This window comes from Streptomyces sp. NPDC045026 (assembly GCF_056432625.1).
This window is the reverse complement of the sequence record NZ_JBWKIS010000027.1, coordinates 31,902-53,742: the sequence shown is the minus strand read 5'-3', so window position 1 is coordinate 53,742 and position 21,841 is coordinate 31,902. Positions and strand designations below refer to the sequence as shown.

Genomic DNA, 21,841 nt, shown 5'->3' with positions numbered 1-21,841 from the left:
CGGAGCCGCCCGCACGAAGCCGTACCGGGGAGGACCGACGGACCACGTCGCCCACCCGTTTCTCCACCCGAGGAGCCCCGAATGCCGTCCGTCGCCACCCGCTCCGACCAGCGGAACCCGACCCGCGTCCCTGGGGCCGGTGCGCCGGCACCCGCACAGGCATCCGGCTTCGCCCTCGTCGCCGCTCTCCTCGGGTTCACCGTCATCTCCATCGACGTGTCCGCGGTGAACATCGCGCTGCCCGCCATCCGTTCGTCGCTGCACGGCGGCATCACCGGGCTCCAGTGGATCGTCGACGCGTACACCCTGATGTTCGCCGCGCTCATGCTCTCCGCCGGCGCGCTCGCCGACCGGGCCGGTGCGCGGCGCGCCTACGCCTGGGGCGTCGGACTGTTCACCCTGGCTTCGCTCGCCTGCGCCCTCGCGCCCGGCATCGGCACGCTCGTCGCGGCCCGCGTGCTCCAGGGCGGCGCCGCGGCCATCGTGATGCCGGCCTCGCTCGCGCTGATTCGCCGGGCCTACGACGACGCGCGGCACCGCGCACGGGCCATCGCCCTGTGGACGGTGGGCGGTTCGGTCGCCATGGCCGTGGGCCCGGTACTCGGCGGCATACTCACCGAGGCCGCCGGCTGGCGCGCCGTCTTCTTCCTGAACCTGCCCGTGGGCGCCCTGATCCTGGCCCTCCTCGTCCGCGTCCCGCGCTCCCCGCGCCGGCCCGCCCCGCTCGACCTGGCCGGTCAGGTCACCGCGGTCCTCGCCCTCGCCGGGCTCGCCTTCGCCGTCATCGAGGGCGGCCACGCCGGCTGGACCGCCCCGTCCGTCCTCGCGGCACTGGCCGTGGCCGTCGCAGGGGCGCTCGCCTTCCTCGCCGCCGAGAAGTGCCACCGCGCGCCCATGGTCCCGCTGCCCCTGCTGCGCCGGCGCGACGTGAGCGTCTCCCTCGCCATCGGCTTCGCCGTCAACGTCGCCTTCTACGGCGCGATCTTCCTGCTCGGCCTCTACTACCAGCAGCTGCGCGGCATGTCCGGCACAGCGGCCGGCCTCATGTTCGTACCGCTGGCGGCGATCATCACGGCGACCAACCTCATCTCCCCGCCGATGGCCGAACGCTTCGGCCGCCGTCCCGTCATCGTGACCGGGCAGGCCGTCCTCGCCCTCGGCATGTTCAGCCTCCTGCCGCTGGCCGCGCACACCCCGGTCTGGCTGATCCTTCTCCTGCTCGTCCCGACGGGCATGGGCGGCGCGTTCGCGGTCCCCGCGCTCACCGCCCTGCTCATGGACAGCGTCCCGGCCGCCCGCGCGGGCACGGCCTCCGGCCTCCTGAACGCGTTCCGCCAGACCGGCGGCGCCCTCGCCGTCGCACTCTTCGGCTCCCTCATCGCGGGCGGCGCCGGTGACGGCTTCTCCCTCGGGGGCATGCGCACGAGCCTGATCGTCGCGGGCGGCCTCCTGTGCGTGACGGCGGCGCTGGCGGCCTGGGCCCTGCCGAAGAAGCAGGGCTAGGGGCTACGGCGAGGTGGGGGCGTTGTGCAGGCAGTGCGCCAGGCAGCGCCGCCGGAACTCGGCGTCCTCGCCGAGGCGTTCCAGCAGATGCTTGCCGTACGCGCGCGTGGCGGCCGCCATGCGGAAGGCGCCGGGGCCCGACGGCTCGGATGTGATCAGGCGGTGGGCCGCGAGCCCCTCGAAGGCGCGGGCGAGTTCGTCGGGCGGCAGCCGGTCGTCCGCGCACACCGTCACCGTGTCGGCCAGGGTGAAGGGCCCGGTGAAGACGGAGGCCCGCGCCCACAGCAGCCGTTCGCCGGGCGGGCAGAGCCGCTGGCTCCAGCGCAGCGAGGCGCGCAGCGTGCGCAGCCGGTGCGGCAGTCCGGGCATCGGGGCGGGCAGGTCGAGGAGGCGCTCGGGGCGGCCGATCAGCGACAGCAGGTCGTCGGCGTCGTGACGCTTCAGCTGGCCCGCCGCGATGCGCAGGGCGAGCGGCAGCCCGGCGAGTGCCGCGCAGATGCGGCGGGCCGGTTCGGGGTCCGGGTCCCGCGGCGCGCCGAGTGCCCGCGCGGCCGTCGTGAGCAGACGGGCGGCGCCGCCGGGGGTGAGCGGGGCCAGGGGGAACGTGACCGGGGTGTCCAGCGGGACCCTGCTGGTGGCGAGGACGCGCAGCTCCGGGCACGCCTGTACGAGGTGCAGCAGCGTGGCGGCGCACTCCGCGGCCTGCCGCTCGCAGGTGTCGACGACGAGGAGCACCGGCCGCCGCCCGATCGCGGCGGCCAGCGCGGGGAGTTGGGGCACCGCGGGATCGCCGTCGAAGCGCAGCGCGCGGGCGAGCGCGTGCGGCACGAGTCCGGCGATGTCGAGCGCGGCCAGGTCGGCGGTGCCCGTCATGGACCAGGGCTCGCGGCGCATGCGCCGTACGACCTCGGCGGCGAGCGCGCTCTTGCCGACGCCGCCCGGCCCGGCGACCGTCAGCAGGCGATTCTCGCGCAGCAGCCCTTCGAGCGCGGCCGCGGCGCCCGCCCTGCCGACGAGTCCAGTGGCCCGGGTGTGCAGGAGCTCCGGCATGTTCTGGTGCCTCCGTCGACTTGCGTCGGCTTGTGTTCCGGTCGGATGCGGCCAGCATGTGCCGGGCGGGTGGTCCCCGGCATCGGTGCGTGCGCAGAAATCCGTATACCTACCTCTGCGCCGGGTCCGGTCGGTGACGCGGGCCGATCACAGTAGCGGCGGTTCCCGCGACGCCGGTCCGCGTGACCGTTCGGGGCCGCTATCCGTTCGTACGTTGCCGAATGAGCCCATCTGGGAGCGAGTTGGAGGCGTTACGCGCCCGATCGAGGCGGATTCCCGGGCAAAAGGCAGGAGCCCCGTCTCCTCCACGTGCCGGGGCACATGGGGGAGCGGGGCTCCTTGGGTACTGCATCCGTTCCGGAGTCACGACGTCCCTAGGGCAGGCCTGGGGACGCCCCACTTACATGGGGGTGACGTTCTCCGCCTGCGGACCCTTGGGGCCCTGCGTGACGTCGAAGCTCACGGCCTGGTTCTCCTCGAGGGAGCGGAAGCCGTTTGCGTTGATCGCGGAGTAGTGGACGAAGACGTCCGGGCCGCCGCCTTCCTGGGCGATGAAGCCAAAGCCCTTTTCAGCGTTGAACCACTTCACGGTTCCGGTAGCCATAAGCCCTCCTTGGGCCAAAGGGTCGCCCTGCTCCAGAACCTGCAAATGCACTTGCGAACAACTGCAAAAGTCTGAAAACGACGAGAGCCCGCGGTCACATGCTCCGCAGGCTCTGTACTGCAAGGGAAACCAAACTGCAACTTGCGGGCGAGCCTAGCACGCAGGCACCGGAATGCAATAGAGGGAAAGATCACGTCACCCGGAGGTTTGACACGGGGCGCCAAAGGGTTGACGGGGCCGACTCGGGGACCCTGAAGCCTGCACCGTACCGCATGGGGTCTAGCCTCGCGATGTGGACAATTCTCCCGAGACCCCGCAGCGCAACCGACCACGAGTCGGCCACATCCAGTTCCTCAACTGCATGCCCCTGTACTGGGGACTTGCCAGGACGGGAACGCTCCTCGACCTCGAGCTCACGAAGGACACCCCGGAGAAGCTCAGCGAGAGCCTCGTCCAGGGCGACCTCGACATCGCGCCCATCACCCTCGTCGAGTTCCTGAAGGCCGCCGACCAGCTCGTCGCCTTCCCCGACCTCGCGGTCGGCTGCGACGGCCCGGTGATGTCCTGCGTGATCGTCTCGCAGGTACCTCTCGACCAGCTCGACGGGCGGCGGGTAGCGCTCGGCTCCACCTCGCGCACGTCCGTGCGCCTCGCGCAGCTGCTGCTCGCCGACCGGTTCGGCGTACAGCCCGACTACTACACGTGCCCGCCCGACCTGGGGCTGATGATGCAGGACGCGGAGGCGGCCGTGCTCATCGGTGACGCCGCTCTGCGCGCCAATCTGCACGACGCGCCGCGCCTGGGGCTTGAGGTGCACGACCTGGGCGCCCTGTGGAAGGAGTGGACGGGTCTGCCGTTCGTCTTCGCCGTGTGGGCCGCCCGCAAGGACTACGCGGAGCGCGAGCCGCTCATCACGCGCAAGGTGCACGAGGCGTTCCTCGCCTCCCGGGACGTGTCCCTGGAAGAGGTCACCAAGGTCGCCGAACAGGCCGCCCGCTGGGAGGTCTTCGACGAGCAGATCCTCGAGCGCTATTTCACGACGCTCGACTTCCGCTTCGGCGCGCGGCAGCTGGAGGGCGTCACGGAGTTCGCCCGCCGGGTGGGCCCGACGACCGGTTTCGCGGCCGATGTCCGGGTGGATCTCCTGCAGCCGTGACGCGGTAGCTCCGCGGCCTCCGGAAGGCGTACGGGAATTCCCCTGCGGGAATTCGCGTACGCCTTCCGTGCGTCGCCCCTCCGGCGTGCGGGGCAATTCCGGCTATCCGGGAAACAACGGGCTGTTCGGCGGCTATCGACTGTGAACGTCAGGAATTTCACCGGTGAACGTTTTGAATACGCCGGGCCCGCGGATATCGGAGCGACGCGTTCCGCGAGGCGTCGACTACAGGAAGGCGTGACAGGGGAGGACTACCCTGGCCCGACTGGAGCGCGGGCACAGGGGGAGGCCAGGCCATGCAGCCGCTGGAAGCCGGCGAACCGACCACGATCGGGCCCTACCGGCTGCTCGGCCGGCTCGGTTCCGGCGGAATGGGCCGCGTCTATCTGGGGCGCAGCGCCGGAGGCCGCAGTGTCGCCGTGAAGGTCGTCCATCCGCACTTCGCGCTCGACGAGGAGTTCCGGGCCCGCTTCCGGCGCGAGGTCGACGCTGCGCGGCGCGTCGGGGGCGCCTGGACGGCGCCGGTCCTCGACGCCGACCCGGAGGCGCCCGTGCCGTGGGCCGCGACCGGGTACGTGGCCGGACCTTCCCTCGCGCAGGCCGTGAAGGAACGCGCCCTGCCCGACCACTCCGTACGGGTCCTGGGCGCGGGCCTTGCCGAGGCCCTGTCGGTGGTGCACGGCCTCGGGCTCGTCCACCGCGACGTGAAGCCGTCGAACGTGCTGCTCACCGTCGACGGCCCGCGCCTGATCGACTTCGGCATCGCCCGCGCCACCGACGGCACCGCCTCCCTCACCTCCACGGGCGTCTCGATCGGGTCGCCCGGATACATGGCGCCCGAGCAGATCCTCGGCAAGGGCGTCACGGGCGCCGCGGACGTCTTCTCCCTCGGCGCGGTCCTCGTCTACGCGGTGACCGGCACGTCCCCGTTCCCCGGCGACTCGTCGGCCGCGCTCCTCTACAAGGTGGTGCACGAGGAGCCCGAACTCGGCCTGGCGCGCGGGGAGCTGCGCGACGTCGCCGCGGCGTGCCTGGCGAAGGACCCGGCCGTCCGGCCCACCCCCGAAGAGGTGGCGGGCGCCCTCGCCCCGCAGGGCGCGGCCCGGCTCGTCGCGGCGGGGTGGCTGCCGGGCGCGCTGGTGGAGCAGGTGGGGCGCAGCGCGGTGGCGCTTCTGGACCTGGAGGGCGCGGCGCCGGATACGGGTGCCGGGTCGGGGCCGGTGGGGTTCAGCGAGCCCTCGGTCGACGGGCCGCCCGCCGGGGTGTTCGGGCCGCCCGATCCCGCGTACGGGCCGGCCGCCCCGTGGTCCTCGGCGTATGTGCCGGCCGTCGCCGACTCCGCCGTGCCGGCGCCGCGCACGGAGTCGCCGGGTGCGGGGAGGGTCTCGGTCAGCGTGGCCGCGACGTCCTCGACGGGCGCCAACGGGCGTGGGCGCAGGCTCAGTTGTACGGTCGCTCTGGGCGTCGCGGGCGCCCTGGCCGCGGTCACCCTGGGCTCGGCCTTCCTCTTTGACCTGCTGCCGGGGAATTCGGACTCGCAAGGCGGCTCGGACACGGGTGCGAGGCCGCCCGCGGCCACGCCGTCCGGCGGGCAGGTCCCGTCCGGCTATCTCGGCAAGTGGCACGGCAAGGTGGTGCAGGCCGGGGTTCCGTTCGGCACCTTCGACGTCGAGGTGAGGCAGGCGGGGCCGGGGCAGAAGGTCGGCACGGTGACGTCGACCGATCCGCTGGGCATCAACTGTGTCGACGTACTCACCTTGAAGTCGGCCACGGGCAAGGAGCTGGTGGCCGGGGGAGAGGCCGCCGAGTCGAACCCCGGAACATGCGCGTCGTCCGCCCACACCGTGCATCTACGGCTGGACGGGAAGGTGCTGGTGTACACGTCGGAGTATCCGGAGGCGGGTAACCCGACGGCGCGCCTGGGGCGGGTGGGCGGCTGAGCCCGCGCCCACGGGGCTACGCGTTGTCCTTGCCGGCGACGAAGGAGCCCATGCCGGGAGTGGTGACGATCAGCCCCTCCGCGCGCAGGGCGGCGGTGGCCTTGCGGACCGTCACCCGCGAGACGCCGAATTCAGCCTCGAGCTTCACCTCGGAGATCAGGCCGTGCACGGGGTACTCGCCGCGGGCGATCCGGGCGCGGACTTCCTCGGCGATCTGCTGCCACTTGGGGCGGGTGGGGTTGAATTCGAACACAACCGAACTGTACGTACCCCTCTAAGGGGCAGCATAGAAAGTCCCGTCTTAACCTAGGTATAGACAGGTCATAACAGGGGGCTCTACGGTGAGGGCATGAAAGACCCCGGCGGCGGTTGCACCCGCCCCGGGGCATGGCCGAACGCTTCAAAGGAGCGCCGACAGTGCGAAACCTTATCCTCCAGCTCGCCTTCTGGGCCCTCGTCCTCTGTACGCCCCTGCCACGCGGGCGCCATCGATCCCGGGGGGTGCACCCGGCACCCGTACCCGCGCCGCGCCCCCCGGTTACACCTCAACTCCGCTGCGCCATCGCGCCGTTGGACGGCGACGCGTCCTCCCTCGTACGCCCGTATCTGCTCGGTGACGCCGAGGCGTTCCTGGAGCGGCGGCGTCAGCGGGAGCGGCGGCGGGTGCTGTATCTGGCGACGTTCGGGGTCGACTTGGGCGCGCGGCGCATCCACGGCGTGCGCGTGCCGGTGGCTGTGGCGGTGGCCCGGTGAGCCGGGCGGTGGTGCGGATGTGTGCTCGTTGTCAGTGTGTGACCGATGAACCGGTTCTCGTGTACATCGGCCATGCGGCGAGCGGACCCGGGTTCAACGTGTACGCGTGCCCGGCGTGTGCCGACACGTATCCGCCGATGAGTGACCCAATGGACGCCCTCAGGAGGCCGACGGGGACTGACACCTGACGGGCTCCAGGGAGAGTACGTAGGGTACTTGGCGTGGATGTGGACCTGTTGCTGGTCGTAGGGGCTGTCGTCTGGGGCGTGGTCGCCGGGGGACTCGTGCCGCGTGCCGCCTACCGGTTCTCCGTCGAGCCCGACGAGGACTGGCGGGCCGCGTGCCCGGCCGGACATCCCATCAGCGGCCTCGCGGGCGGCTGGCTCGGGCGTGCCCGGTGTGCGGACGGCACCCGGTACGGGCCCCGCACCGCCCTCGTCTCCCTCGTCACCGCTCTCGTGTGTGCCGCCCTCGCCGCCGCGACCGGCGCCCGCCCCGAACTCGCGGCCTGGCTGCTGCTCGCGCCCGTGGGAGTGCTGCTCGCGACCGTGGACTTCAGGGTGCGCCGACTGCCCGACGTGCTGACGCTGCCGCTCGCCGCGGCCGCCCTCGCGCTGCTCGGGCTCGCCGCGCTGCTGCCCGAGCCCGGCGGTGCCTGGCGCACGTCCCTGCTCGGCGCGGCCGCGCTCGGCGGCGGCTACCTCGTGCTCTTCCTGATCCACCCCGCCGGGATGGGGTTCGGGGACGTGAAACTGGCCGTCGGACTGGGTGCGGTGCTCGGCTGGTACGGCTGGGGCCTGCTGCTCATCGGCACGTTCGCCGGGTTCCTGTTCGCGGCGCTGTACGGGGGTGTGCTCGTGGCGCTGCGGCGGGCGGGGCGGCGGACCGAGATCCCGTTCGGCCCGTTCCTGATCGCGGGCGCCTTCGCCGGCGTGCTGATGGGGGCGTACGCCGCCTGATCCCGGGTGAAGTCCGGTGGGGAACCACGGCAGTTGGCCGACAGCAAAGGGAAGAGAACATGGATGTCGAGATTTGGCCGAACGCCGGCGTTGCCCCGTTCCGGTTCGGCATGCCCTTCGGTGAGGCGATGGACATCGCCCGGGATCTGGGTGCCACCGTCAGCCATCAGGCGGGGGCCGAGCAGCCGCCGGGCCAGTACGTGCTGACGCTGGAGGACTCCGGGTTCCAGTTCTTCCTGTTCTTCCCGGAGGACGGGGCGCTGGCCGGCGTCGAACTGTGGCGCTTCCGTAAGGAGGACGCCGACATCAACGTGACCTTCGACGGTCTGGACGTGTTCCGCACCCCCGGCGAAAAACTGGTGGAGCAGATCGAGGAGCGCGGGCACGAGGTCGAGTACGACGACTACGGGACGTATCTCCTGCCGGAGCTCAAGACGGCCTTCGCGAACAACAGCTCCTACGAGTACCCCACCGACGACGAGGGTGACCCCCTGTACTTCGACTACGTCCTGGTCACGACCGGGCCGGTCCGCTGACCCGGCGGGCGGGGCGGGGCGCCTGGCCTCGGGCAGCCGGAAGAGCTGGCGTACGCTGAGGCGGTCCGTCCACAACCCGTTACGAACACAACGAAAGGGACGCCGGTGACCGAGAAGGCCGACCTTCAGACCGTCCTCGACCGTGCCGCCGCGGGTGGACGCATCACCCCCGAAGAGGCGCTCGACCTCTACCGCGACGCTCCCCTGCACGCGCTCGGCGCGGCCGCCGACGCGATCAGGCGCCGCCGCTACGCGGGCACCGAGCACATCGCGACGTACATCATCGAGCGGAACATCAACTACACGAACGTCTGCGTGACGGCGTGCAAGTTCTGCGCCTTCTACGCCGCGCCCAAGGACACCGCCAAGGGCTGGACGCGCGACCTCGACGACATCCTGCGGCGCTGCGCCGAGACCGTCGAACTCGGCGGCACGCAGGTCATGTTCCAGGGCGGGCACCACCCGGACTTCGGCGTCGAGTACTACGAAGAGCACTTCTCGGCGATCAAGAAGAACTTCCCGCAGCTGGTCATCCACTCCCTCGGCGCCTCCGAGGTCGAGCACATGGCCCGCATCTCGAAGGTGTCCGCCGAGGAGGCGATCCAGCGGATCCACGCCGCCGGGCTCGACTCCTTCGCCGGTGCCGGCGCCGAGCTGCTCCCGGAGCGGCCGCGCAAGGCCATCGCCCCGCTCAAGGAGAGCGGCGAGCGCTGGCTGGAGATCATGGAGATCGCCCACGGGCTCGGCGTCGAGTCGACGTCCACCATGCTCATGGGCACGGGCGAGACCAACGCCGAGCGCATCGAGCACCTACGGATGATCCGTGACGTACAGGACCGGACCGGCGGCTTCCGGGCCTTCATCCCGTACACGTACCAGCCCGAGAACAACCACCTCAAGGGCCGGACCCAGGCCACCATCTTCGAGTACATCCGCATGATCGCGATCTCGCGGATCTTCCTCGACAACATCGCCCACATCCAGGGGTCCTGGCTGACCACCGGCAAGGAGGCCGGCCAGCTCACCCTGCACTACGGCGCGGACGACCTCGGCTCCGTGATGCTGGAGGAGAACGTCGTCTCCTCCGCGGGCGCCAAGCACCGGAACAACCTGCGCGACATGATCGACATGATCCGCAGCGCGGACCGTGTCCCGGCCCAGCGCGCCACGACCTACGAGCACCTCGTCGTGCACGACGACCCGGCGAACGACCCGGTCGACGACCGCGTCCAGTCGCACATCTCGTCCACCGCGATCGAGGGCGGCACGGCGCACCCCGAGCTGAAGCTCGTCTCCACCAACTGAGGCTCCTTTGCTGACGATTCATGTGGCCGAGGCCTCGCCCGAGGCCGCGGTCCTGGTCGACGGCGCGTCCGTCGCCGCCCTCGGCCCGTACGAGGACCTCGCCGCCGTCCGCCCGCAGGCGCGGGTGCGGCGGTGGCCGGGCATCCTCACGCCCGGCCTGCTCAACCCGTACGGTCCCGAGATCCTCGAAGGCACCTACCACCCGGACCCGCGCGAGGCCGACGAGTTCGGCACCCGGCCGATCGTCGGGGAGCGCGCGCGGGAGATCTTCCGCGCCGATCCGTCCCGGGTCGGGGCCAGCGCGCGGCGCGGCATCCAGCAGCTGTTCGCGCACGGCACCGTCGCCGTGGCCGGGGAGCTGCGCTCGCGAGCCGTGGTGGACGCGGTGCGCAGGGCCGGGCTCGCGATCGGGCAGCGCCCGCCGAACCAGCCGGGGCCGGTGTCCTTCTCGCCGGTGCCGCTCGTCCTGCTGCCGCCGCTGACCGTGGGCGGACCGGCCAGGTTCGCCGTGTTCGACGTGCCGGACCGTGCCTCGCTCGCACGGCTCGGCCCGGCCGGCTGCGTGGCCACGGTCATCGAAGGGCGCCTGGTCTACCGGCGCCGCTGACGCCGGCCCGGGGGCGTACTGCCACAATGGACGCGTGACCCGCGCATCCCTGGACAAGCAGCCGCACGAAGTCGCTTCGATGTTCGACGACGTGGCGGACCGGTACGACCTCACCAACGACGTGCTCTCGCTCGGCCAGGCCCGGCTGTGGCGCAAGGAGGTCGCGAAGGCCGTCGACGCGCGGCCCGCGCAGAAGGTCCTCGACCTCGCGGCCGGTACGGCGACGTCCTCGCAGCCGTTCGCGCAGGCCGGTGCGTACGTCGTGCCCTGCGACTTCTCGATCGGGATGCTCCAGGTCGGCAAGAAGCGGCACCCGTGGATGCCGTTCACCGCGGGCGACGCCACGAAGCTGCCGTTCAAGGACGACACCTTCGACGCCGTGACCATCTCCTTCGGCCTCAGGAACGTGCAGGACACGGACACGGCGCTGCGTGAGCTGTACCGGGTGACGAAGCCCGGCGGGCGCGTCGTGATCTGCGAGTTCTCGCAGCCGACGTGGGCGCCGTTCCGCACCGTCTACACCGAGTACCTGATGCGTGCCCTGCCGCCGGTGGCCCGCGCCGTCTCCTCGAACCCGGACGCGTACGTCTACCTCGCCGAGTCGATCCGCAGCTGGCCCGACCAGCCGGCGCTCGCGGCCCGCCTGCAGAAGGCCGGCTGGTCGGACGTGGCCTGGCGCAACCTGACCGGCGGCGTCGTGGCGCTGCACCGGGGAACCAAGTAGCGGCTCTCCTGCGGCTCTCCTGCCGCCAAGTAGCCCTTCGCGCCCGTCCGTTGTGCCGAATCCCCGCCACGGGGAACCGGCCACCGGGAAAGATGTGTCCGTTGAGTACGTGGTGACGGCCGGTCACCTTTGGTAACGGTACGACTTTCCCGGATGACGGAGCATTTCCCATGGCGTCGTTCTGCCCGCACTGCGGAGCCCAGGCTCCCGACGAGGCCCGCTTCTGCATGAAGTGCGGGCGGGAACGGGCGCCGGAGCACGAGCCCGCTGTTCAGGGTCCGTCGGCGCCTCCCGCCGGGCCCGCTGGTTCGCCTGCGCTCGCTGGACCGCCTGCGCCCGCTGGTTCGCCTGCTCCTCCTGCTTCTCCCGCTCCTCCTGGGCAGCCGCCCGTTCCGCCGGTCGCGCCGCCCGCCGCCCCGCCGCCGCCCGCGTTCGCCCCCGGCGGGCCCTCGCCCGTCGGTGCCTTCTTCGGGCGTGCCTTCCGTGGCGACTGGGCCGGCTCGGGGCAGGCCGCGCTGTGGCCCGTGGGACTCCTGGTGATCGCCGCCGTCGCCCTCGCCATCCCCTCGTACGGGCAGGGCAGCGACGTCGTCGTCGGGTTCGGCGACCGGATGCGGATCGCGCTCGCGCTGCTGCTCCAGTCGCTCGGCGGCGGCTTCGAGGTGTCGGCCTCCTCCGGCGGCTCCTCGCCCTTCGGCGGCTCGGACTCGCCGTTCGGCGGCGGGAGCGGTGACATGGGGGCGGAGCTCAGCGGCGGCGCCGCACTCTCCCTCGTCCCCCTCACCGTCACCGCCCTGTGGATCCTGGCGTTCTGGATCGGCGTACGCGTCCTGCGCTCGCGTCTCCAGGCCCGCGCGACGAGCCCGGCCGGGCAGCCGGGCGACCCCTCGGGACCCGGCACCCCCGGGCTCGAAGCCACCCTGCGCGTCGCCCTGTTGGTGACCGTCTGCGTTCTCGTGCTCGGCCTGTTCGCGCAGCCCTCGGTCCAGGGCGTATCGATCTCGTCGTCGCCCGTGCTCGCCGCGCTCGGCGCGCTCCTCATCTCGCTCGCCGTCTCCGCGGGAATGCTGCACCGGGACGACCTGGCCCAGTGGCTCGCCGTCCGGCCGGGGGTACGGGCGCTGGTGCGGGCCACCGGAACGGCGCTGCGGGCGCTCGCCGTCGTCCTCGTGATCTGCTCGCTCGCCGCCTTCATCAGCATCACCCAGATCGACGACCTGGGTGACGTCTCCGACGTGTCCGACCTGGGGCAGGCCGACCTGTCGCCGCTGGTCTTCGCCCTGCTCGTGCTGCCGAACCTCGGCGCCATGGCGCTCGGTCTCGGCTGGGGCGCGCCCATCTCCTTCGAGGCGGGCGGCAGTTCGACGTACGGCGGCGGCTACGAGCACCACTCGTTCGGCCTCTCCGAACTCGGCGACGTCACCAACGCCTGGGCGGTCGTGGGGGCGCTGGCCCTCGGCACCGTCTGCGCGCTGACCGTGGGAGTGATGGCGGCCCGACGGTCGGCCGACCGTCGTGAGCAGCTCCTGTCCGCCGGGATCTTCCTCGGTCTCTTCCTCCTGCTCGGCGCACTCGGCGGCCTCGGCGTGCAGGCCACCGGGGCCGCGTCCGACCTCGGCGGCGGCACGGGCAGCGCCGGCGTGGGGCTCGGCATGGCGGAGGCGCTCCTGTTCGGGCTGCTGTGGGTGTTCGCGGCGGCGTTCCTCGCGCCGTATCTGATGCAGATGGCGGGGGTGCGGACCGGGATCGTGGCGGAACCGCGGCTGGTGCCGGGGGCGTTCGGGCCTGCGACGCCGGGGGCGTTCGGGTCTGTGACGCCTGGTGTCCAGGCGCCGGGGACTGCCATGCCGGAAGCGCCGGCCGAGCCGCCCGCCCCCAACGACCCGCCGAGCCCCGCGGTGGCGGCCGCCCTGCCGACGGTCGGCGCCGCTCCCACGCCCACGCCTCCCCCCGGGCCCACCCCTGGACCCGCGTACGCCCCCGTCCCCGCCTCCGCCCCGATGTACGACCCCCACACCTTCCAGCTGGGCGTGCAGCCGGCCGCCGCGCCCGCCAAGTCCCCGCGCCGCGCCGGGGTCTGGGTCGCGACCATCGCCGGCGCGTTCGTCATCGGGGGTGGCGCGGCCGCCGGGGTGCTGCTGCTCCAGGACAGCGGCGGCAAGGACGACAAGGCGGCCGCCGACGACAAGCCCGCCGTCAGCACCGGGCAGCCCGCCACGTCGCAGCAGCCGACCCCGACGCCGAGCCCCACCCCGAGCGCGACGCCCGACCAGGCCACGGCCCCCACGCCGAGCGCGACCACGGACGCGACCGTCCCGTCCGGTTACCGCAAGGTCGCCGACCCCATGGGCTTCTCCTTCGTGATCCCCGACGTGTGGTCGCGCCAGGGCGTCGAGAACGGCAGCCAGATCACCTACGCGGGCAGCACCGGCGCCGAGCACTACCTCATCGGCGTTATACCGAACGCGGGCTACACCTCGTACGACAACATCCTCAACATGGAGAAGCACGCGAAGGAGGACAAGAAGAAGCGGGACTACGAGCGGATCGACCTGCGCGAGAACACCTTCCAGGGGCGACCTGGCGCGATCTGGGAGTACACGTACCGCGACGAGGGCGGCCGGACGATGCACGGCATCGACCAGTCGTACGTCGCCGAGGACGGCACCGAGTACACGATCTTCCTCGTGGGGCAGCAGGACGTGTGGGCCGACCTGAAGAAGACGTACCGGACCGGCCTGGAATCCTGGCGCCTGACGAACTGACGCCGGCCGGGCGCCGCCGGCCATGGCCGGGGCACGGAGCGCCGCTCGCTATGTGCCGACCACCGAGTACGGCCGGCTACATGCCGACCACCGAGTACGGCTCGCCCGGCTCGTCAAGTTCGCGCTGCAGACCGCCGCCGCGCGGCCCCGGCATACGGGGCTCGTTCACCCCGGAGCCGCCGTGGCCCTCGCCGTCCGCCAGGTCGAACCAGACGGTGACGACGGAGCCACGGGGCACCTCGGTGTCGGGCGGTGGGTACTGGCGTACGACGTAGTCGACCACGGTGAGACGGAAGTCGGGGCGGTCGGGCGCGGTCAGCTGTACGCCGCGCGCCGCCGCAGCCTCGCGCGCGTCGACGGCCATCAGGCCGATGAACTTCGGGACGCGCACTTCGGGCGTCTTGGGTGTAATGCGCACAGACTTCACCCCCAGCGGTACCCGAAGGGTAGCTCCGCCCGACCCCCGACCGGAAGCGGCAGGGCTGCAGGGCTTGCAAGCCTTACGAGGCGCACAAGGCTTACAAGGCGAGCCTGAATCATTACAAGGCGAGCCTGAAGCAGAGGCCCGTGCGCGCGTCACCCGGGACGGTGAACGATTCGGCGGGTTCCATGCCGAGGCGGCGCGTCACCGCCACCGAGCGCTCGTTGCGCGAGTCGACCATCGCCACCACGCTCCGTACACCCGCGGCCCGTACGCGTTCCAGCGTCGCCAGCGCGGCCGCCGTCGCGTAGCCACGGCCCCAGTGCGCGCGCCCCAGCCTCCAGCCGATCTCGATCTCGCCCGCCGGACCCCAGGCGTGCGGCCAGGGCTGCGCGCCCGTGAAGCCGATGACGTCGCCGTCCGTGCCGGTCATCGTCCACAGGCAGAAGCCGCGCTCCGCGTCGTGCCGGCGCTGCCGGGCGGTCAGCTCCTCGTACACGGACAGCTCGGCAGCGGCCCCGCCGTGGAACTCCATGACCTCCGGGTCGTCGAAGACGCGGTGCCAGGCGAAGGCGTCCTCGTCGGTGGGGACACGCAGCTGTACATCAGGCAGAGCTCGGTTCACAGGGCGGCCCTTCGGCTGGGTGATCAGTACCGCTGCATAGACTGCCCACATCCGGTGCCGTGCGGCACGCAGATTTCGAGTCTTCGGGAGAACCCGCCGTGACCGAGCCCTTCTCCGAGCACAGCGCAGATGTGATCGTCGTCGGGGCCGGGCCAGCCGGTTCGACGACCGCGTACTACCTGGCCAAGGCCGGACTTGATGTCCTCCTCCTTGAGAAGACCGCGTTCCCCCGGGAAAAGGTGTGCGGCGACGGCCTCACCCCGCGGGCCACCAAGCAGCTCGTGTCGATGGGCATCGACATCTCCGAAGAGGCGGGCTGGCTGCGCAACAAGGGCCTGCGGATCATCGGCGGCGGCGTGCGGCTCCAGCTGGACTGGCCGGATCTCGCCTCCTACCCGGACTACGGACTGGTCCGCAAGCGCGACGACTTCGACGAGCAGCTCGCCCGGCAGGCGCAGAAGGCGGGCGCGCGCCTGTACGAGCGCTGCAACGTCGGCGCCCCGATCATCGACGATCGCACGGGCCGCATCACCGGTGTCAACGCCAAGCTCGGCGAGGAGAAGCGCGAAGTCACCTTCCACGCGCCCCTCGTCGTCGCCGCGGACGGCAACTCGACCCGCCTGTCCCTCGCGATGGGTCTGCACCGGCGCGAGGACCGCCCGATGGGCGTCGCCGTCCGCACGTACTTCACCTCGCCGCGCCACGACGACGACTACCTGGAGTCCTGGCTGGAGCTGTGGGACCGGCGCGGCGGCCAGGAGCGGCTGCTGCCCGGCTACGGCTGGATCTTCGGCATGGGCGACGGCACGTCGAACGTCGGCCTCGGCATCCTCGACTCCTCCAAGGCCTTCAAGGAGCTCGACTGGCGCGAGGTGCTCAAGGCCTGGTGCGCGTCCATGCCCGAGGACTGGGGCTACACCCCGGACAACATGACGATGCCGATCCGCGGCGCCGCCCTGCCCATGGCCTTCAACCGTCAGCCGCACTACACCAAGGGCCTGCTCCTCGTGGGTGACGCGGGCGGCCTGGTCAATCCGTTCAACGGCGAGGGCATCGCGTACGCCATGGAGTCCGGCCAGATCGCGGCCGACGTCATCGTGCAGGCGCACGCCCGCGCGACCGACGCCCAGCGCGAACTCGCCCTCCACCGCTACCCGAAGGTCCTCAAGGACACCTACGGCGGCTACTACACGCTCGGCCGCGCCTTCGTGAAGCTCATCGGCAACCCGAAGGTCATGAAGATCGCCACGCAGCGCGGCCTGTCGCACCCGGTGCTCATGAAGTTCACGCTGAAGATGCTCGCGAACCTGACCGACCCGACGGGCGGCGACGCGATGGACCGCATCATCAACGGCCTGAGCAAGGTGGCGCCGAAGGCGTGATCCTCGTGAGTGGGGCCGTCGCCTATGGGTGACGGCCCCACTTTTTTGTGGCTACAGCTTTTTTGTGACTACAACGGCAGCCAGGGCCCGCCCAGGGCCACCCCTCCTCCTAGAAGCAGCACGATGACCGCAACAGCCGTCAGAAGGCGGACCGGGCGGCGCTGCACGGTCAAGTGGAGCCCGCCGACCCGAATTTCGAGATATGGCTTCTCGTGGGACATGCACACATGGCGCGCCCTACGAGGACTGATCGGCGCGCCGTCCCTTCTTGGATTCCGGTTACGTGGGCAGCCCTCGGCAAGCGCAGCCGCTAGGGCACGACTGCGCCGGCCGCGACTCCCAGCCGGGACGGCGGGCCAGTCGGGATGCGCGGGGCGACCGTTGCGGGATCGCCAAGAAGCAGTGTGGAGGGTTCCTCGGCGCAGGGTGGGCAGATCGGGGTTTCGCCACCATTCGCCAGACGCGGCAGCCATCTCCGCGGTCCAGGGGCGCGCGGCGAATTGGCCTATCAGGGTGGCTCGGAGCACCCTGGTTGCATGATTTTCATCGCCGTGAAGTTCACCGCCCGGCCCGAGTACGCCGACTCCTGGCTGGAGCACACCGCCGAGTTCACCCGCGCCACGCGCGCCGAGGAGGGCAACCTCTTCTTCGACTGGTCCCGCAGCGTCGAGGACCCCAACCAGTACGTCCTCCTGGAGGGCTTCCGGGACGGGGACGCGGGCGCCGCGCACGTGGGCTCCGACCACTTCAAGGCCGGCCTGGAGACGATGTCCGGTCTGATCGCCTCCGTACCGGAGATCATCAATACGGAGATCCCGGGCGGCAGTTGGGGCCCTATGGGTGAATTGTCACCGAAGGGCTGATTCGAGAGTTACGCCAGTTACGAGAGTTACGCGGGATTTGCTGGTTGTACGGCAAAGGGCCACCGCCCCCGGGAGGGGAGCGATGGCCCTTTGCCACGAAATCTCGGAGACTCAGAGAACGCGGACCGCGCCGGTCGCCGGGTAGCCGGACAGGTCCTGGATGACAACACCCTTGGAGGGGTTGGCGGCGTCCAGGTACTGGCCGTTACCGATGTACACACCCACGTGGTACGCCGAGCCCGCGCTGCCCCAGTAGAGGAGGTCGCCGACCTGCAGGCTGTCGAGGGAGACCGGGGTGCCGGCCGTCGACTGGTCCTGCGAGACGCGCGGCAGGCTGACGCCGGCCTGCGCGAACGCGGCCTGGGTCAGGCCGGAGCAGTCCCAGGAGTTGGGGCCGGTGCCGCCCATGACGTACGCGTCGCCGAGCTGCGCCTTCAGGAAGGCGATGACGGACGCGACGCTGCCACTGGCCGGGGCCGCGACGTCGGAGGCCGCGGAGGAGGCGGTGGAGAGGGTGGTGCGCTCGGCGGAGCGCGACGCACGCGCTTCCTCGGCCTTGCGCTTCGCCTCGGCCTCGGCCTTCTTCTTGGCCTCCGCCTTCTTCTCCGCGAGGGCCTGGTCCGCCTCGGCCTGCTTTGCGGCCTTTGCGACGGCCTGGTCCTGCTCGGCCTGCAGCGCGTAGGAGTTCGCGGCCTGCTGGGTGGCGTCCGCGGACTGGGCGACCTGAGCGGAGAGGTCCGCCGTGATGGTCGGCATCTCGATGGTCTCGGTCACCGGCTCGGCGGCAAACGCCGGGCCGGACGCACCGGCCACTGCCAGGGTGCTGAGTACGCCACCGGCAACTCCGGCGCGCAGGGCGATTTTCGACGCGCTGCGACGGGGCTTCCGGTGGCTGGGTATGTGAGCGGTGTGGGACATGAGTACAACCGCTATCAGGGCCTCCATGGTTCCTTCAAGAAACGTGTGGTGCGCCACAGTTGTTGTGTGGGCGTTTGAATCCCGGGCGTGGCGGCCTTTATTGACGCCGTAACGGGCAATCCGGACACGGCTGAACAAGCCTGTGATCATGGGCTTTCTGCAATACGCCCGAATTGCCCTCGGCCTACCATTCGTTGATACCGATGGCCAAGCCCGGTTTCCGACAGGTAACGGTCGGCGTGACGCAGGTCACAAAGAGGTCACCTTCGCGGTCGGACGCTCCTCGCGGACGCCTGCCCGCGTCCACTTACGTCCACACCTCTCCCCCTGATGTGTGAACGGCGCTCACTATCAGCCAGTTCTGTCCAGCGCCAATTTGCCCGCACGCGCCCCCTCTTGATAGTGGGCCAGCGCTGTCACCTGGGGTAACGAGCCAAGATGTCACCTCTGGTGATCACTCAGGCGCTTCGCGTATGAAGATCACCGCTCATCCGACTTCATGATCCTTCGTCAGGTGGTGGAGATCACAAAGCTGTTGGCGCACCCCGTGTCGCAGATCACAGACCGGCAGGCATAGGATGCGGGGCAGTTGGGCTTGTGACCTGCTTCACATGTGGGCGATCTTCGTGCAATCGGGGGTGGCTTCGCGGGGAGCGGGAGGCGGGCCCGACGTATCCGCCAGCAGTCAGCGCCGACTGAGAGGAGCGAGGAGCGGTGAACGCGTATGCGCCCATCCTCGTACTGGGAGCCCTCGGGGCAGGCTTTGCGATCTTCTCCGTGGTCATGGCCACGCTTATCGGTCCAAAGCGGTACAACCGGGCCAAGCTCGAGGCCTACGAGTGCGGTATCGAGCCGACCCCTACGCCGGCCGGCGGCGGGCGCTTCCCCATCAAGTACTACCTGACGGCGATGCTCTTCATCGTCTTCGACATCGAGATCGTCTTCCTCTACCCCTGGGCCGTCACCTTCGACGCCCTGGGTGTTTTCGGGCTCGTGGAGATGCTGCTCTTCGTGCTCACCGTCTTCGTCGCGTACGCGTACGTATGGCGGCGCGGCGGCCTGGAATGGGACTGAGGGGCCTTAAGCCATGGGACTCGAAGAAAAGCTGCCGAGCGGCTTTCTGCTGACCACTGTCGAGCAGGCCGCGGGCTGGGTGCGCAAGTCATCCGTCTTCCCGGCCACGTTCGGCCTGGCGTGCTGCGCCATCGAGATGATGACGACGGGCGCCGGCCGTTATGACCTGGCGCGCTTCGGCATGGAGGTCTTCCGCGGCTCGCCGCGGCAGGCGGACCTGATGATCGTGGCCGGGCGCGTGAGCCAGAAGATGGCGCCCGTCCTGCGGCAGGTCTACGACCAGATGCCGAACCCCAAGTGGGTCATCTCCATGGGCGTGTGCGCCTCGTCGGGCGGGATGTTCAACAACTACGCGATCGTGCAGGGCGTCGATCACGTAGTCCCTGTGGACATCTATCTGCCCGGCTGTCCGCCGCGGCCGGAGATGCTGATGGACGCGATTCTCAAGCTCCATCAGAAGATCCAGTCCTCCAAGCTCGGCGTGAACGCCGAGGAGGCGGCCCGCGAGGCGGAGGAAGCGGCGCTCAAGGCGCTCCCGATGATCGAGATGAAGGGGCTGCTGCGGTGAGCGACGCGGACAGCAACGGGGTCAACCCCGAGAAGGACCTGAGCGCGGCCAACCTTCCGGGCCAGCGCGGCGACCAGGGCGAGGAGATCCGCGTCCAGCGCGGCATGTTCGGCGCCAACAACGGCGGCGACACGTCGGGTTACGGCGGCCTCGTCCGCTCCGTACGGCTGCCGGGCGCCGCCTCACGGCCGTACGGCGGCTGGTTCGACGAGGTGGCCGATGAGCTGGAGGGGGCCCTGGAGGAACAGGGCCTCGTCCCCGAGAACGCCATCGACAAGACCGTCGTCGACCGCGACGAGCTCACGTTCCACATCGAGCGCGAGTATCTGGTGCGCGTCGCCCAGACCCTGCGCGACGACCCGGCCCTGCGCTTCGAGCTCTGCACGGGCGTGAGCGGGGTGCACTACCCGGACGACAAGGGCCGCGAGCTGCACGCCGTCTACCACCTGCGCTCGATCACCCACAATCGCCTGATCCGCCTCGAAGTCAGCGCCCCGGACGCGGATCCGCACGTCCCCTCGCTCGTCGCCGTCTACCCGACGAACGACTGGCACGAACGCGAGACGTACGACTTCTTCGGCCTGGTCTTCGACGGCCACCCGGCGCTGACGCGGATCATGATGCCGGACGACTGGCAGGGCTTCCCGCAGCGCAAGGACTACCCCCTCGGCGGCATCCCCGTCGAGTACAAGGGCGCCCAGATCCCGGCTCCGGACCAGCGGAGGTCGTACAGCTGATGTCCACTTCTTCTGCATCGCCTCGCGAGACGACCGAGGGGACCGTATATACGGTCACCGGCGGCGACTGGGACGAGGTCGTCCAGTCCGCGGCCAAGGCCGACGACGAGCGCATCATCGTCAACATGGGTCCGCAGCACCCGTCCACGCACGGCGTGCTCCGGCTGATCCTGGAGATCGACGGCGAGACGGTCACCGAGGCCCGCTGCGGCATCGGCTATCTGCACACCGGCATCGAGAAGAACCTCGAATTCCGGAACTGGACGCAGGGCACCACGTTCGTCACGCGCATGGACTACCTGACGCCGTTCTACAACGAGGCGGCGTACTGCCTCGCGGTCGAGAAGCTCCTCGGCATCACGGACGAGATCCCCGACCGCGCGTCGATCATCCGGGTGCTCCTGATGGAGCTGAACCGGATGTCCTCGCACCTGGTGGCCATCGCCACCGGAGGCATGGAGCTCGGCGCCACGACGATCATGATCTACGGCTTCCGTGATCGTGAACTCATTCTCGACATCTACGAACTCATCACCGGCCTGCGCATGAACCACGCGTACATCCGGCCCGGCGGGCTCGCCCAGGACCTGCCGCCCGGCGCGGTGGACCAGATCCGCGAGTTCGTGAAGACGATGTCGAAGAACCTTCCCGAGTACGACAAGCTCGCCACCGGGAACCCCATCTTCAAGGCCCGTATGCAGGACGTCGGCTATCTCGACCTCACCGGCTGCATGGCTCTCGGCGCCACCGGACCGATCCTGCGCTCGGCGGGCCTCCCGCACGACCTGCGCAAGTCCCAGCCGTACTGCGGTTACGAGAACTACGAGTTCGAGGTCCCGACCGCCGACACCTGCGACTCCTACGGGCGCTTCCTGATCCGGCTGGAGGAGATGCGCCAGTCGCTGCGCATCGTCGAACAGTGCCTGGACCGGCTCGCCCCGGGCCCGGTCATGGTCGGTGACAAGAAGATCGCCTGGCCGGCGCAGCTCGCGCTCGGCCCGGACGGCCTCGGCAACTCGCTCGACCACATCAAGCAGATCATGGGCACCTCCATGGAGTCCCTGATCCACCACTTCAAGCTGGTGACCGAGGGCTTCCGGGTCCCCGCCGGGCAGGCGTACTCCGCCGTCGAGTCACCCAAGGGAGAGCTCGGCGTGCACGTCGTGTCCGACGGCGGCACCCGCCCCTACCGGGTCCACTACCGCGACCCCTCCTTCACCAACCTTCAGGCCATGGCGGCGATGTGCGAGGGCGGCCAGGTCGCCGACGTCATCGTCGCCGTCGCGTCCATCGACCCCGTGATGGGAGGCGTCGACCGGTGACCACCACCCCTTCCGCGCAGGGCCAGGGC

At 70.6% G+C, this 21,841-nt stretch carries 22 protein-coding genes and 1 pseudogene; 17 read left to right on the top strand and 6 right to left on the bottom strand.

Annotated elements, in window-relative coordinates:
* Window positions 1-81 precede the first annotated feature (81 nt).
* Window positions 82-1,503 (top strand): MFS transporter, encoded by a 1,422-nt coding sequence (locus tag AC07EJ_RS36965; protein WP_478885906.1) that lies wholly within the window; start codon window positions 82-84, stop codon window positions 1,501-1,503.
* Window positions 1,504-1,506: 3 nt separating this feature from the next.
* Here AC07EJ_RS36965 and AC07EJ_RS36960 read toward each other — a convergent pair whose 3' ends face one another.
* Window positions 1,507-2,553 carry an ATP-binding protein gene (locus AC07EJ_RS36960; RefSeq protein WP_389485949.1) on the bottom strand — a complete coding sequence of 349 codons (1,047 nt, stop codon included), beginning with the start codon at window positions 2,551-2,553 and terminating at the stop codon, window positions 1,507-1,509.
* 400 nt (window positions 2,554-2,953) lie between these two features.
* A complete protein-coding gene (locus AC07EJ_RS36955; protein WP_006138897.1) occupies window positions 2,954-3,157 on the bottom strand; it encodes a cold-shock protein in 204 nt (67 codons plus the stop codon).
* Between the two features lie 292 nt (window positions 3,158-3,449).
* Here AC07EJ_RS36955 and AC07EJ_RS36950 point away from each other — a divergent pair, with 292 nt between their 5' ends.
* Window positions 3,450-4,313 carry a menaquinone biosynthetic enzyme MqnA/MqnD family protein gene (locus AC07EJ_RS36950; RefSeq protein ID WP_389485947.1) on the top strand — a complete coding sequence of 288 codons (864 nt, stop codon included), beginning with the start codon at window positions 3,450-3,452 and terminating at the stop codon, window positions 4,311-4,313.
* A gap of 296 nt (window positions 4,314-4,609) precedes the next feature.
* Window positions 4,610-6,253 carry a serine/threonine-protein kinase gene (locus tag AC07EJ_RS36945; RefSeq protein ID WP_478885905.1) on the top strand — a complete coding sequence of 548 codons (1,644 nt, stop codon included), beginning with the start codon at window positions 4,610-4,612 and terminating at the stop codon, window positions 6,251-6,253.
* Window positions 6,254-6,269: 16 nt separating this feature from the next.
* Here the strand turns inward: AC07EJ_RS36945 and AC07EJ_RS36940 are convergent, their stop codons facing one another.
* Window positions 6,270-6,506 carry a GntR family transcriptional regulator gene (locus tag AC07EJ_RS36940; RefSeq protein ID WP_478885904.1) on the bottom strand — a complete coding sequence of 79 codons (237 nt, stop codon included), beginning with the start codon at window positions 6,504-6,506 and terminating at the stop codon, window positions 6,270-6,272.
* A gap of 317 nt (window positions 6,507-6,823) precedes the next feature.
* Here AC07EJ_RS36940 and AC07EJ_RS36935 point away from each other — a divergent pair, with 317 nt between their 5' ends.
* From AC07EJ_RS36935 to AC07EJ_RS36900, 8 genes and pseudogenes are all read left to right on the top strand, one after another.
* A complete protein-coding gene (locus AC07EJ_RS36935; RefSeq protein WP_478885903.1) occupies window positions 6,824-7,006 on the top strand; it encodes a hypothetical protein in 183 nt (60 codons plus the stop codon).
* Window positions 7,007-7,227: 221 nt separating this feature from the next.
* Window positions 7,228-7,965 (top strand): prepilin peptidase, encoded by a 738-nt coding sequence (locus AC07EJ_RS36930; protein ID WP_389485940.1) that lies wholly within the window; start codon window positions 7,228-7,230, stop codon window positions 7,963-7,965.
* Between the two features lie 59 nt (window positions 7,966-8,024).
* Window positions 8,025-8,501 carry a hypothetical protein gene (locus tag AC07EJ_RS36925; RefSeq protein WP_478885902.1) on the top strand — a complete coding sequence of 159 codons (477 nt, stop codon included), beginning with the start codon at window positions 8,025-8,027 and terminating at the stop codon, window positions 8,499-8,501.
* Between the two features lie 105 nt (window positions 8,502-8,606).
* Window positions 8,607-9,806, top strand: coding sequence for a cyclic dehypoxanthinyl futalosine synthase (gene mqnC, locus AC07EJ_RS36920; RefSeq protein ID WP_389485936.1), 1,200 nt, complete (start codon window positions 8,607-8,609; stop codon window positions 9,804-9,806).
* Between the two features lie 7 nt (window positions 9,807-9,813).
* Window positions 9,814-10,413: a hypothetical protein gene (locus AC07EJ_RS36915; RefSeq protein WP_389485934.1), complete on the top strand. Its 600-nt coding sequence runs from the start codon at window positions 9,814-9,816 to the stop codon at window positions 10,411-10,413.
* A 34-nt stretch (window positions 10,414-10,447) separates the two neighbouring features.
* Window positions 10,448-11,137 carry a demethylmenaquinone methyltransferase gene (locus tag AC07EJ_RS36910; protein ID WP_116511247.1) on the top strand — a complete coding sequence of 230 codons (690 nt, stop codon included), beginning with the start codon at window positions 10,448-10,450 and terminating at the stop codon, window positions 11,135-11,137.
* A gap of 170 nt (window positions 11,138-11,307) precedes the next feature.
* Window positions 11,308-11,376 (top strand): annotated as a pseudogene (locus AC07EJ_RS36905) (zinc-ribbon domain-containing protein); the annotation flags it as partial.
* A gap of 285 nt (window positions 11,377-11,661) precedes the next feature.
* Entirely contained in the window at window positions 11,662-13,902 is a 2,241-nt protein-coding gene (locus tag AC07EJ_RS36900; RefSeq protein ID WP_478885920.1) for a cell division protein PerM, read from the top strand.
* Window positions 13,903-13,978: 76 nt separating this feature from the next.
* On the opposite strand, the gene AC07EJ_RS36895 is transcribed toward AC07EJ_RS36900, so the two are convergent.
* Together AC07EJ_RS36895 and AC07EJ_RS36890 are read right to left on the bottom strand one after the other, a co-directional pair.
* Window positions 13,979-14,320: a PASTA domain-containing protein gene (locus AC07EJ_RS36895; protein ID WP_389485932.1), complete on the bottom strand. Its 342-nt coding sequence runs from the start codon at window positions 14,318-14,320 to the stop codon at window positions 13,979-13,981.
* A gap of 121 nt (window positions 14,321-14,441) precedes the next feature.
* Window positions 14,442-14,948 (bottom strand): GNAT family N-acetyltransferase, encoded by a 507-nt coding sequence (locus AC07EJ_RS36890; RefSeq protein ID WP_362908590.1) that lies wholly within the window; start codon window positions 14,946-14,948, stop codon window positions 14,442-14,444.
* A 98-nt stretch (window positions 14,949-15,046) separates the two neighbouring features.
* Between AC07EJ_RS36890 and AC07EJ_RS36885 the strand changes: the two genes are divergently transcribed.
* Entirely contained in the window at window positions 15,047-16,330 is a 1,284-nt protein-coding gene (locus tag AC07EJ_RS36885; protein WP_362908591.1) for a geranylgeranyl reductase family protein, read from the top strand.
* Window positions 16,331-16,866: 536 nt separating this feature from the next.
* Window positions 16,867-17,193 (top strand): putative quinol monooxygenase, encoded by a 327-nt coding sequence (locus AC07EJ_RS36880; RefSeq protein WP_116511241.1) that lies wholly within the window; start codon window positions 16,867-16,869, stop codon window positions 17,191-17,193.
* A gap of 111 nt (window positions 17,194-17,304) precedes the next feature.
* Here the strand turns inward: AC07EJ_RS36880 and AC07EJ_RS36875 are convergent, their stop codons facing one another.
* The gene (locus tag AC07EJ_RS36875) at window positions 17,305-18,111 is read right to left on the bottom strand and encodes a C40 family peptidase (RefSeq protein WP_389485927.1); all 807 of its coding nucleotides are present in this window, start codon (window positions 18,109-18,111) and stop codon (window positions 17,305-17,307) included.
* 714 nt (window positions 18,112-18,825) lie between these two features.
* Here AC07EJ_RS36875 and AC07EJ_RS36870 point away from each other — a divergent pair.
* Genes AC07EJ_RS36870 through AC07EJ_RS36855 form a run of 4 tightly spaced genes read left to right on the top strand, consistent with a single transcriptional unit; the run spans window position 18,826 to window position 21,812 of the window.
* Window positions 18,826-19,185, top strand: coding sequence for an NADH-quinone oxidoreductase subunit A (locus tag AC07EJ_RS36870; protein ID WP_007383963.1), 360 nt, complete (start codon window positions 18,826-18,828; stop codon window positions 19,183-19,185).
* 13 nt (window positions 19,186-19,198) lie between these two features.
* Complete coding sequence (locus AC07EJ_RS36865) at window positions 19,199-19,753, top strand: NuoB/complex I 20 kDa subunit family protein (RefSeq protein ID WP_389485925.1); 555 nt, start codon at window positions 19,199-19,201, stop codon at window positions 19,751-19,753.
* Complete coding sequence (locus AC07EJ_RS36860; protein ID WP_227296709.1) at window positions 19,750-20,490, top strand: NADH-quinone oxidoreductase subunit C; 741 nt, start codon at window positions 19,750-19,752, stop codon at window positions 20,488-20,490. Before AC07EJ_RS36865 ends, AC07EJ_RS36860 begins: the two co-directional genes overlap by 4 nt.
* Window positions 20,490-21,812 carry an NADH-quinone oxidoreductase subunit D gene (locus AC07EJ_RS36855; protein ID WP_389485923.1) on the top strand — a complete coding sequence of 441 codons (1,323 nt, stop codon included), beginning with the start codon at window positions 20,490-20,492 and terminating at the stop codon, window positions 21,810-21,812. Before AC07EJ_RS36860 ends, AC07EJ_RS36855 begins: the two co-directional genes overlap by 1 nt.
* Window positions 21,813-21,841 lie beyond the last annotated feature (29 nt).